Origin of the sequence: Paraburkholderia caballeronis (assembly GCF_900104845.1) — a bacterium.
GTDB lineage: Bacteria > Pseudomonadota > Gammaproteobacteria > Burkholderiales > Burkholderiaceae > Paraburkholderia > Paraburkholderia caballeronis.
Genome location: NZ_FNSR01000001.1, coordinates 3,236,293 through 3,248,020, shown reverse-complemented (window position 1 = coordinate 3,248,020; position 11,728 = coordinate 3,236,293). Strand labels below are relative to the sequence as shown.

At 63.2% G+C, this 11,728-nt stretch carries 10 protein-coding genes; 9 read left to right on the top strand and 1 reads right to left on the bottom strand.

Annotation, left to right across the window (positions count from 1 at the left end):
- Positions 1 to 101: 101 nt before the first annotated feature.
- Positions 102 to 914, top strand: coding sequence for a 2OG-Fe(II) oxygenase (locus tag BLV92_RS14490; protein WP_090545978.1), 813 nt, complete (start codon positions 102 to 104; stop codon positions 912 to 914).
- A 15-nt stretch (positions 915 to 929) separates the two neighbouring features.
- On the opposite strand, the gene BLV92_RS14485 is transcribed toward BLV92_RS14490, so the two are convergent.
- Positions 930 to 1,781 (bottom strand): symmetrical bis(5'-nucleosyl)-tetraphosphatase, encoded by an 852-nt coding sequence (locus BLV92_RS14485; protein ID WP_090545976.1) that lies wholly within the window; start codon positions 1,779 to 1,781, stop codon positions 930 to 932.
- Between the two features lie 346 nt (positions 1,782 to 2,127).
- Between BLV92_RS14485 and rfbB the strand changes: the two genes are divergently transcribed.
- Genes rfbB through BLV92_RS14445 form a run of 8 tightly spaced genes read left to right on the top strand, consistent with a single transcriptional unit; the run spans position 2,128 to position 11,727 of the window.
- Positions 2,128 to 3,189: a dTDP-glucose 4,6-dehydratase gene (gene rfbB / locus BLV92_RS14480; RefSeq protein WP_090545975.1), complete on the top strand. Its 1,062-nt coding sequence runs from the start codon at positions 2,128 to 2,130 to the stop codon at positions 3,187 to 3,189.
- 11 nt (positions 3,190 to 3,200) lie between these two features.
- On the top strand, positions 3,201 to 4,094 hold the full coding sequence (rfbA, locus tag BLV92_RS14475; RefSeq protein WP_090545973.1) for a glucose-1-phosphate thymidylyltransferase RfbA: 894 nt from the start codon (positions 3,201 to 3,203) through the stop codon (positions 4,092 to 4,094).
- Positions 4,079 to 4,630, top strand: a complete 552-nt coding sequence (gene rfbC, locus BLV92_RS14470) for a dTDP-4-dehydrorhamnose 3,5-epimerase (RefSeq protein WP_090545971.1) — start codon at positions 4,079 to 4,081, stop codon at positions 4,628 to 4,630. The genes rfbA and rfbC overlap by 16 nt, the downstream gene beginning before the upstream one ends.
- Positions 4,631 to 4,637: 7 nt before the next feature.
- A complete protein-coding gene (gene rfbD / locus BLV92_RS14465; RefSeq protein ID WP_090545969.1) occupies positions 4,638 to 5,522 on the top strand; it encodes a dTDP-4-dehydrorhamnose reductase in 885 nt (294 codons plus the stop codon).
- Positions 5,515 to 6,459, top strand: coding sequence for a glycosyltransferase family 2 protein (locus BLV92_RS14460; protein WP_167627059.1), 945 nt, complete (start codon positions 5,515 to 5,517; stop codon positions 6,457 to 6,459). Before rfbD ends, BLV92_RS14460 begins: the two co-directional genes overlap by 8 nt.
- A gap of 26 nt (positions 6,460 to 6,485) precedes the next feature.
- Entirely contained in the window at positions 6,486 to 7,268 is a 783-nt protein-coding gene (locus BLV92_RS14455) for an ABC transporter permease (protein WP_090545965.1), read from the top strand.
- Between the two features lie 8 nt (positions 7,269 to 7,276).
- A complete protein-coding gene (locus BLV92_RS14450; protein WP_090545963.1) occupies positions 7,277 to 8,026 on the top strand; it encodes an ABC transporter ATP-binding protein in 750 nt (249 codons plus the stop codon).
- Positions 8,027 to 8,073: 47 nt separating this feature from the next.
- Positions 8,074 to 11,727, top strand: a complete 3,654-nt coding sequence (locus tag BLV92_RS14445) for a glycosyltransferase (RefSeq protein ID WP_143040684.1) — start codon at positions 8,074 to 8,076, stop codon at positions 11,725 to 11,727.
- Position 11,728: the final 1 nt, after the last annotated feature.

The following is an 11,728-nucleotide window of genomic DNA, read 5'->3' as shown; positions in this document are numbered from 1 at the left end:
GCCGCCTCGCCGGAAGCCGCGCTCACTGCCCGTATCGCCTGTCGTCGTCCGGAATTGCGCGTGCGCCGGAGCCGGCATCAACGACGGAGTCGCTCTCTATCATGGATCGCAACGTATTCGGCGCACTGATCGCGCGACGTCTCGAAGCGGAGTTTGCCCGCCTGCGCGAGCAATGGGCATCGACGGCGCCGATTCCCTATTTCTTTGTCGACGACCTGTTGCCCGACGATTTGGCGATGGAGATTCGCGCCGCGTTTCCGGACCCGTCGCAAATGATGTTGCGCCGGAGCCTGCGCGAACTGAAGTACGTGTCGGCGCAGATGAACGCTCACGCGCCGATTCTCGAAGAGATCATCTTCGGTTTTCAGATGCCCGAGGTTGTCGAGCGGGTCAAGGAAGCCACCGGGCTGCGCTCGCTTTATCCGGACGAGCATCTGTACGCGGGCGGCATATCGATGATGGGACCCGGCCACTTCCTGAACCCGCATCTCGACAACTCGCACGACAAGGATCGCGCGCGCTATCGCGTGCTGAACCTGCTCTATTACGTGTCGCCCGGCTGGCGGCTGGAAAACGGCGCGAACCTCGAAGTGTGGCCGGACGGCACGAAGGCGGAACCGGCCACGATCGTCAGCCGCTTCAACCGCCTTGCGGTGATGGTCACGAACCAGCATTCGTGGCATTCGGTGTCGAAGAACGTCAGCGGCGAAGCGCGCTGCTGCGTATCGAACTACTACTTTTCAGATCATCCGGCCGGCGACGACGATTACTTTCATCCGACGTCGTTCCGTGGTCGCCCGGAGCAGCCGGTGCGCGACGTCGTGCTGCAGGCCGACGCCGCCGCGCGTGCGGTGGTGCGCCGCGTGTTTCCGAAAGGGATGAAAGCGACGGCGCACGTGTACCGCAAGCGCTGATCCGTGCGTAGCGGGCTATTCGCTGACCGCGCGACAGCTAGTGCATTGCACCTGCGTGACGACGCGCTGATCGGCGCTCGCCGCCAGTCGCACGGCCGACAGCTGGTTGCCCCAGACGCAGCCGGAGTCGAGGCCGATCAGGTTGTCGCGCAGCGTGAGGCCCAATGCGGCCCAGTGCCCGAATACGACGGTGACGTCGCGGGTCTTGCGGCCCGGCACGTCGAACCACGGCATGAAGCCGGGCGGCGCTGAATCGAGTCCGCCGCTCGCGCTGAAATCCATCAGACCGTCGCGATTGCAGAAACGCATCCGCGTCAGCGCGCTGCACGTGATGCGTAGCCGCTCGATGCCTTTGAGGTCCTTCGACCAGCGATTCGGCTCGTTGCCGTAGAGTCCGGCGAGCGTTTCTTTCCAGTTGTCGCTGCGCAGCGCCTTTTCCAGATCGTGTGCGAGTTCGAGCGTCAACGCGACGTCCCACTGCGGCAGCACACCCGCGTGCACGAGCAGCATGCCGTTGTCGAAGTGGGCGATCGGCCGGTGGCGGACCCAGTGCAGCAGGTCGTCGACGTCCGGCGCGGACAGGATGTCGTCGATCGTGTCGCCTTTCTTCGACTTGCGGATGCCGGCGGATACCGACAGCAGATGCAGGTCGTGATTGCCGAGCACCGCGACTGCGCGATCGCCGAGCGCGATCACGTCGCGCAGCGTGGCGAGCGAGTCGGGGCCGCGATTGATCAGGTCGCCGGCGAACCATAGCGGCGTGTCTTCGGCGGGAGCGGCTTTCGCCAGCAGTTCACGAAACGGAGTGCGGCAACCTTGCAGGTCGCCGAAAGCGAGTGGCACGGGATAATTCAGGTTGGAAGTCATCGGGTGTAACGAGATTGCAGTGCGGAGGTTGCAGTGCGGCAGCATTGCCGTGACGGTAACACATGCCCGCTCTCCGGGCGGTTGCGCGAACCCGTCGCGGGCATGCATGGGCGTCGGGTTTTCGCTTGCGTAATGTGCGCTACCGCAGATTTGTCAAGCTGTTTCAAGATGTTAGCGGTGTAGCTTTCGGACAGGCTCGCCGTATAATTAGCCCATTCGAAAACGGCGCCGGAGCATTCGGCGTGGACGAACCCACGGCCTCGTCGGTCAATATTCTTCTCATTCTCGACGATCCGGCCAGACAACTTCGTGCGGGGCTCACTCCCGATTTTGTTAAAGGAAATCCATGATCCTGGTAACGGGCGGCGCGGGCTTCATCGGCGCCAACTTTGTGCTTGACTGGTTGCGGCAATCCGACGAGTCGGTCCTGAACGTGGACAAGCTCACGTACGCGGGCAACCTCGGCACGTTACGCTCGCTGCATGGCAATCCGAAACACGTGTTCGCGCGTGTGGACATCTGCGACCGCGTGGCGCTGGACGAACTGTTCGCGACGCATCGGCCGCGCGCCGTCCTGCATTTCGCGGCCGAAAGCCACGTCGACCGCTCGATTCACGGGCCTGCCGATTTCGTGCAGACCAACGTGGTCGGCACGTTCACGCTGCTCGAAGCCGCGCGCCAGTTCTGGAGCGCGCTCGGCGCCGAAGAAAAGGCCGCGTTCCGCTTCCTGCACGTGTCGACCGACGAGGTGTTCGGCTCGCTGTCGGCCGCCGATCCCCAGTTCTCCGAAATCACGCCGTATGCGCCGAACAGTCCTTATTCGGCGACGAAGGCCGGCTCCGACCATCTGGTGCGCGCGTATCACCACACCTATGGCCTGCCGACGCTGACGACGAACTGCTCGAACAACTACGGCCCGTACCAGTTCCCCGAGAAGCTGATCCCGCTGATGATCGCGAACGCGCTCGGCGGCAAGCCGTTGCCCGTGTACGGCGACGGTCAGAACGTGCGCGACTGGCTGTACGTCGGCGATCATTGCAGCGCGATCCGCGAAGTGCTCGCGCGCGGCACGAGCGGCGACACGTACAACGTCGGCGGCTGGAACGAGAAGAAGAATCTCGATGTCGTGCATACGCTGTGCGATCTGCTCGACGGATTGCGGCCGAAGGCGGCCGGCTCCTATCGCGACCAGATCACCTACGTGAAGGATCGGCCGGGTCATGACCGGCGCTACGCGATCGACGCGCGCAAGCTCGAACGCGAACTCGGCTGGAAACCCGCCGAAACGTTCGAGACCGGCCTCGCGAAGACCGTGCAGTGGTATCTGGACAACCAGCAGTGGGTCGACGAAGTGGCGTCGGGCGATTACCGCAAGTGGGTCGAGACCAACTACGCGCAACGCGCGTAAAGGCGTAAAACATGGCGCGCAAAGGCATCATCCTCGCCGGCGGCTCCGGCACGCGGCTCTATCCGATCACGCATGCGGTCTCGAAGCAGCTGCTGCCGGTGTACGACAAGCCGATGATCTACTATCCGCTGTCCACGCTGATGGTCGCGGGCATTCGCGAAGTGCTGGTCATCTCGACGCCGCAGGACACGCCGCGCTTCGAATCGATGCTCGGCGACGGCAGCCAGTGGGGAATGAACTTCCATTATGCGGTCCAGCCGTCGCCCGACGGTCTCGCGCAGGCGTTCATCATCGGCCGCGAGTTCGTCGGCAACGATCCGTCCGCGCTGATTCTCGGCGACAACATCTTCTACGGTCACGATCTCGCGAAACAGCTAGAAAGCGCGAATGCGCGAGAGAGCGGCGCGACGGTGTTCGCGTATCACGTGCAGGATCCGGAACGCTATGGCGTCGTGGAGTTCGACAAGGGTTTTCGCGCGCTGTCGATCGAGGAGAAGCCGGAGCGGCCGCGTTCCAACTACGCGGTGACGGGCCTCTACTTCTACGACAACCGCGTGTGCGACATCGCGGCCGACATCGAGCCGTCCGCGCGCGGCGAACTGGAAATCACCGACGTGAATTCGCGTTATCTCGCGGACGGGACGCTCAACGTCGAGATCATGGGGCGCGGTTATGCATGGCTCGACACCGGCACGCACGATTCGCTGATCGACGCGGCGACGTTCATCGCGACGCTGCAGAAGCGGCAAGGGCTCGTCGTTGCATGTCCCGAGGAAATCGCTTTTCGCCGGCGCTGGATCGATGCGGGTCAGCTCGAAAAGCTCGCGTCGCCGCTCGCGAAGAACGCGTATGGGAAATATCTGCTGAACATTCTTACGGATCAGGTTGCATGGCCATCACGGTAACTGCCACGGCGCTGCCCGAAGTCAAGATCATCGAGCCGAAGGTGTTCGGCGATGCGCGCGGCTTCTTCTTCGAAAGCTTCAATGCGCGCGATTTCGCGGAGCAGGTGGAGCCGGGCGTCGAATTCCTGCAGGACAACCACTCGCGTTCCGCGAAGGGCGTGCTGCGCGGACTGCACTATCAGATCGAGCACGCGCAGGGCAAGCTGGTGCGCGCGGTCGAAGGCGAGGTGTTCGACGTCGCGGTCGATATCCGCCGGAATTCTCCGAACTTCGGCAAGTGGGTCGGCGTGCACCTGTCCGCCGACAATCACCGGCAACTGTGGGTGCCGCCGGGTTTCGCGCACGGCTTCGTCGTGCTGTCGGAGTCCGCGCAGTTCCTGTACAAGACGACTGACTACTGGTTCCCGGAGCACGAGCGCAGCATCGTATGGAACGACCCGGAGATCGGCATTGAATGGCCGATCGATTTCGAGCCCGTGCTTGCGGCGAAGGACGCGGCAGGCAAGCGGCTCGGAGAAGCCGAACTCTTCGCGTGAGGGCATCGTGAGCGGACAGGCCACGATACTGGTGACCGGCGTGAACGGTCAGGTCGGCTTCGAACTGTTGCGTTCGCTGCAGGGGCTGGGGCGTGTGATCGCCGCGGATCGCGCGGTGCTCGATCTTGCGGACCCCGCACGGCTGCGCGACATCGTGCGCGAACTCAAGCCGGCGATCATCGTCAACCCGGCTGCCTACACCGCGGTGGACAAGGCCGAGACGGACGAGGCCGCGGCGCGGGCGATCAACGCCGACGCGCCGCGCGTGCTGGCCGAGGAGGCGGCGCGCAGCGGCGCGACGTTGATCCACTATTCGACCGACTACGTGTTCGACGGCACGAAGGCTGCGCCGTACGTCGAAGGCGACGCGACCAACCCGCAGAACGTGTATGGGCGCACGAAGCTGGAGGGCGAGCAGGCGATCGCGGCGGCGGGATGCGCGCATCTGATCCTGCGGACGAGCTGGGTGTATGGGCGTCGCGGCAAGAACTTCCTGCTGACGATGCTGAAGCTCGGCGCCGAGCGGCCGGAGCTGCGCGTGGTGGCCGATCAGGTCGGCGCGCCGACCTGGTCCCGCACGATTGCGGCGGCGACCACGCACATCGTCGCGCAAGGCGTCGGCTCGCGCGATGCGGACTGGTGGCGAACCCGTTCCGGTGTCTATCACCTGACGGCCGCGGGCGAAACCTCGTGGCACGGTTTTGCCGAAGCGATTTTCGGCATCGCGCTTCCCGCAGGCGCGCCGAAGGTGGTGCCGATTCGCGCCAGCGAATATCCGGTGCCTGCCGCACGACCAGCGAATTCGAGGATGTCTCATCAAAAGCTGGCCGATACGTTCGGATTGCATCTACCCGCCTGGGACCACGCGTTGCGGCTTTGCCTCGGTGATTGAATTGCAGGTGACCTCGGTCGGGGCGCCCGTGACAGGAACCGTCGTTGTCTTCTACCGGCCGGATCGCGCGTGTTTCGAGCGCGCGAACAGACTGGCCGCAATCGGGCCGTGCGTCGTCGTAGACAACACCGAAGGACTGGACGGTCCGAGTGCCGGCGTGCTCGATGCGCGCATCGAGTATGTCCGCAACGGCAGGAACCTTGGTATCGCGACGGCCATCAATCAGGGCATCGACGCATTGATCCGGCGCGGCTGCGCGTCGGCGATGATTTTCGATCAGGATAGCGAGCCGTCCATGGTGCTGCTCGATGCGCTGCCGCGTTCGCTGGAGCGCGAATTGAAAGCCAATCCGCGCATCGCGCTGGTCGGGCCGGCCTACGAGGACGCGAGGCTGGGCGGCGTCGTGCCGTTCGTGCGCTTCGGCTATTTCAGGCTGCGTCGCGTCGCGCCGGCGGGAACGGCTCCCGTCGAGGTCGATTTCCTCATCAGTTCCGGCTCGTGCATCAATCTGGCGGTCTGGCGCGAGATGGGGCCGATGGACGATGCGCTGTTCATCGACTTCGTGGATCTCGAATGGTGCGCGCGGGCGCGAGCCAAAGGTTATTCGGTGCTCGGCCTTCCCGCGCTGCGCATGCGCCATTCGCTGGGTGGCGAACCGGTGCGCATATTCGGTCGCGCGTATCCGGGCCATAGCGCATTGCGCCATTACTATATGTTCCGGAATGCCGTCGCGCTGATCCGGCGGAACTATCTGCCGTGGAGCTGGAAGTCGACCGAATTGGTGAAATTGCCGTTTCGCCTCGTTATTTATGGCCTTTTCATGCCGCAGGGAATCGAGCACGTCCGGATGTCGTTGCTCGGGTTGTGGCATGGCGTGACAGGGCGTATGGGGCCTTTGTCGCGTGGCCCGTCGGACGGGATCCGGGCTCGGGGTTGATCTTATAAAGGTGGCAGGGAATCGATATGTTCAGTCTTGCGTTTGACGATCTGAAACAGAGCATCGTGTCGTGGCGGCTCTGGACATTGCTGGGATGGCTGGAGGTTCGCCAGCGCTATGCGCGCTCCAAGGTCGGGCCGTTCTGGCTGACGATCAGCATGGGCGTGATGATCGCGTCCATCGGCATGGTGTACGGCACGCTGTTCGGTCAGAAGATGAGCGACTACCTGCCGTTCCTGTCCGTCAGTCTGGTGATGTGGAATTCGTTCGCACAGATGGTCCAGGAGGGCAGCGTTGCGTACATCAACAGCGGCACGTACATCCGGCAGGCATCCACCGCAAAACTGATCTACATGTTGCAGGTCGTCTGGCGCAACCTTGTCGTGCTTGCACACAATTTCGTCATCGTCATCGTGCTGTTCTTGATCTTCGGCGTGAAGAACTGGGAATCGCTGCTGCTGTTCATCCCGGGGCTGGTGATCTACGTGATGAATGCGCTGTGGATCGCAATGGTCGCCGGGTTGCTGTCCGCGCGTTATCGCGACCTGCCGCAGATCATCGGTGCACTGATCCAGATCGCGTTCTATGTGACGCCGATCATCTACCGGCCCGATGCCCTTACCCGCTTTTCGTTCATCGTCGAATGGAATCCGCTTGCGTATCTCGTGGATATCGTCCGGGCGCCGCTGACCGGCACGATGCCGGGTGCGCTGACGTGGACTGTCACGGTCGGCATGCTCGTGATCGGGTGGCCGCTGGCGCTTGCGCTGACGGGGCGCTACCTGAAACGCATTCCGTATTGGGTCTGAGGAACGACATGGCGTATATAGAACTGAAAGGCGCGACGCTCGATCTGCCGATTTACGACGTTCACGGCCGATCGCTGAAACGGCAGGTGCTGCGTATGGGCCGCCGCAACGCGATCGCGGAGGACAACCAGGGCATTGTCGTGGTGCGGGCGCTGGACAACGTCGATCTGCGGCTCGAAAGCGGCGACCGTGTCGGGCTGATCGGCCATAACGGCGCGGGCAAGTCGACGCTGCTGCGAACCATCGCAGGCATTTATTCTCCTACCACCGGCATGGTGGAGCGCGACGGCAAGGTGGTTCCGCTCCTTGATATCAGCCTGGGCATGGACGAGAATTCGACCGGAATACAGAACATCCGGTTGCGAGGGTTGCTGCTTGGCATGTCCGACTCGGAAATCAGGGCGAAACAGCAGGAAATTGCGGAGTTTTCGGAACTGGGCGATTACCTCGACCTGCCGATCCGCACGTATTCGAGCGGGATGCGCGTCAGGCTGGCGTTTGCCGTATCGACGGCCGTCGACGCGGAAATCCTGCTGCTCGACGAAGTCATGGGGGTCGGCGATGCGTCGTTCATGCACAAGGCGAAGGAGCGGCTGGCCGATCTTCATAGCCGCGCCGAAATCGTCGTGCTGGCGATGCATTCGAACCCGGAAATACGGCGTGTCTGCAACAAGGCGCTCTGGCTGGAGCGTGGACGTGTGAAAGCGTTTGGTTCCGTCGAGGAAGTCGTATCGGCTTACGAGCAATACGTCGGTTGATCCTTGTCGGCCTTGCATCGCGTTTTACCAGACTCCAGGATCTAGCTGTGACAACTCAATTGGACTTCGAGCGTGATACTCGCGCGAACCAGGATCGGCTCGGCGCGGTTCTGTCTCCCGCGTCGTTCTGGTGGCCCGAGCGTATCGTCCGATCGGCATGGCTTGAGCACGCGCCGTTCGCATTCTGGCTGACGGAGGCGGTGAGGCCGGCCGTGCTCGTCGAACTCGGCACCGGCGATGGGTTTTCGTATACGACCTGGTGCCAGGCCGTCGAGCGGCTGGGGCTGGCGACGCGGTGCTGCGCGGTCGTGCATCGGGCCAGCGAAGGCCCGTACGTTCGCGAGAGCGCGGAGGACGACTATCGGGCCTTGAGCGCGTACAACGACGAACACTATGCGTCGTTCTCCACGCTGATCCAGTCAACGTTCGACGAAGCGCGCGAACATTTTTCCGACGGCACGATCGATCTGCTGCACATCGACGGAGTGGGCGATTACGAAGGCGCGGGTCGCGTGTTCGAAGGCTGGCTGCCGAAGCTGTCGCCGGCGGGAGTCGTGTTGCTGCACGGATGCAACGTCCGGGACCAGGGTTCCGGTGTCTGGCGGCTTTGGGAAGAGGTGTCGGTGCGGTATCCGTCGTTCTGCTTTCTGCATGGGCGAGGCCTCGGCATTGTCGCGGTCGGTCCGGCGGTGCCGGACGCGTTGCGTGCATTGCTGCACGCGCCGGCCGCCGATGCGGCCACAATCCGGGACGCCTACGCGCGGCTTGGCCGTTGTGTCGCAATCCGGCAGTCGCACGACGATCTGGCGACGGTGTCGGGCGAGCGCGAACAAACGATTCAGGAGTTGCAGCACGTGATGTCGTCGAAGGACCGTGAACAGGAGAACACCGCCCGCAAGCTCGCAAACGTGATGGGCGAACTGGCCGAAGCGAAGGGCGAACTGGAGCAGGCGAAGCAGCGGCTTAAAGAGGTCGGAGCGGATAACGCCGCCTGCCGCACGCGCATTGCCGCGTTGAGCGACGACATCGAGCGCGAGAGCGCGACGTTGAGGGCCGTGACCGAGCAACTGCACCGCGCAAACCATGACGTGCATGCGTTGCGCACGTCCACATCGTGGCGGATCACTGCGCCGGTGCGCGCGCTCGTTACGTCGGTTCCGGTGTCCCGGGGCGCGGTGTCGAGAGCGAGGAATCTGTCGACGATCGTGCGGAACTCGGTGCGGACCGACGGCTGGGGCGTCACGCTGCGGAAGATTGCGGCGGCGCCGAAGCGGCACGGGCTGCGCAAGCTGCTCGGTGCCGCTGCGGGCGGTCGGGCGGCGCTGAGCCCGACGTTCAGGTTGCCGTCTGCGTCGCCGGCGCTCGAAACGCTGGTCCCCAGGGTGCTCATCATCGCGGAAACCAGCATCCCGCAGTGCCTCAAGTATCGGGTGACCCAGAAGCAGCAGATGATCAAGGATCTGGGCGTCGATTGCACGGTCGTCAGTTGGGCTGACATCCAGGCATGTCGCGATCTGCTGCCGTCCCATTCGATTGCGTTTTTCTACCGCGTTCCCGGATTTCCCGAACCGCTCGAAATCATCGCCGAAGCGAAGGCGCAGGGATTGGTGACGTTTTGGGAAGTCGATGACCTGATCTTCGACGCGGAAAAGTACATCCTGAACTCGAACTTGACCGATTTGAGCCTGGACGTGAAAAAGGGCGTGCTTTCGGGCGTGCCGTTATATCGTGCGGCAATGCTCGCCTGCGATTACGCGATAGCGTCCACGACCGGTCTCGCGGAAGCGATGCTGGATGCGGGCGTCAAGCAGGCGTTCGTTGTCGAAAACGCGCTGGACGGTGAGACGATGCGCATTGCCAGCCGCATCAACGAGCGGCGGCGGGCGTCCGATGGCATCGTGCGGATAGGCTATGGATCGGGTACCAAGACGCACGACGCCGACTTCCGGGTAGCTGCCGCGGCGATCAAGCGGGTGTTGCGCGCACGGCCGGACGTGCGGCTGACGGTCATCGGCGAACTGAATCTCCCGGCTGACTATGCCGAAGTCCGCACTCAGGTTGAACGTTTGCCATTGTCGGATTACCCGACATATCTGAAGCGACTGGCTGAGTGCGATATCAGCATCGCGCCGCTCGAAGACAGCATCTTCAACGATGCGAAGTCGAACATCAAATACCTGGAAGCGTCGGTCATCAGGCTACCATCGGTCTGCTCGCCGAGCGCGGCGTTCCGCACCGCCATCCGGGACGGAGAAACTGGCTATCTGGCCGAGGACCCGGACGCGTGGGAGCGGGCGCTGCTCGCGCTGATCGATGATGCGAGCCTGCGGGGGAGGATTGCGGCTCGGGCGTACGACCATGTGACGACGCACTATGCGCCGCACACGGTTGCGGTCGAACAGGTTGCGCCGATCCTTGAGCCTTATCGGCGCGCGCAATTGCGGCCGCGCGTGCTCGGCGTGAACGTCTACTTCGAGCCGCGCAGCTTTGGCGGTGCGACGGTGGTAGCTGAGGAGGTGGCTCGGCGTTTGAACCAGCGGGGTGACATCGAATATTTCATGTTCACGACATTGCCAACGACCGACGTTTCGTCGTACCGCCTTGTCCGCTACGCTGCTGAAGCGGCCGGCGTTTTCGCAATGGGGCTGCCGCACGAGAACGATCCGTCGATGGGGTTCGAAAACCCGCATTCCGTGAAGGCTTTTGCCGAAGCGGTGCACGCATTGCGGCCGGACGTCGTGCATCTGCACAGCATTCAGGGCATTGGCGCGCAGATTGCCGAGGTGTGCCGGACCGAACGGATACCGTTCGTCGTGACGCTGCACGACGCGTGGTGGATCTGCGGGCGGCAGTTCATGGTGACCGGCAAGAACCAGTACTGTGGCCAGACGAAAATCGACGTGAACGTCTGCGCGAGGTGCGTGGACGACGCCAGTCTGAACACGTACCGGCAGTTCCGGCTGCGCGAAATTCTGCTTTCCGCCGCGCTGCTGATCGCGCCGAGCGAGTTTTTCAGACGGTTGTATGTCGCGAACGGTTTTGACGCGGAGAAAATCGTCGTCAACAAGAACGGCATTTTGCCGCCCAGCGCACGGGTCGACCGGCCGCCGACGCGCGGCCGTCCGCTGCGGTTCGGTTATGTCGGCGGCGAAACGCCGATCAAGGGCGCGCACCTCATCAAGAAGGCATTCCGGAGTCTGCCGCAGAAGAACTACGAACTGCACGTCGTCGACAATGCGCTCAATCTCGGACTGTCCACGATTCACACGAGCGAGTGGCAGGTGCCGGGAACGCTCAAGATCGTGCCGGCCTATACACGGGATACGATCGACGATTTCTTCAACGGGCTGGACGTGCTGCTCTTTCCCACCCAATGGAAGGAAAGCTTTGGTCTGTCCGTGCGAGAGGCATTGATCCGGGACGTGTGGGTGATCACTACGGATGCGGGCGGCGTCATCGAAGACATCGTGCCTGGCGAGAACGGCGAGATCATTCCGCTCGACGATGACGGCACCGCGCTCGCGTCGGCGATAGGCCGCCTGCTCGACCAGCCGGCCCGGCTCGACGGCTACCGGAATCCCCATGCGGGACAGGTGCGTCTGTTCGACCAGCAGGCGGACGAGCTGGCGGCGATGCTCGCTGGCGTGATGTCTTCGGCCGCCGCAGACCGGAGCGATCAGCCGCTGCTCGCTGCCTCCTGAT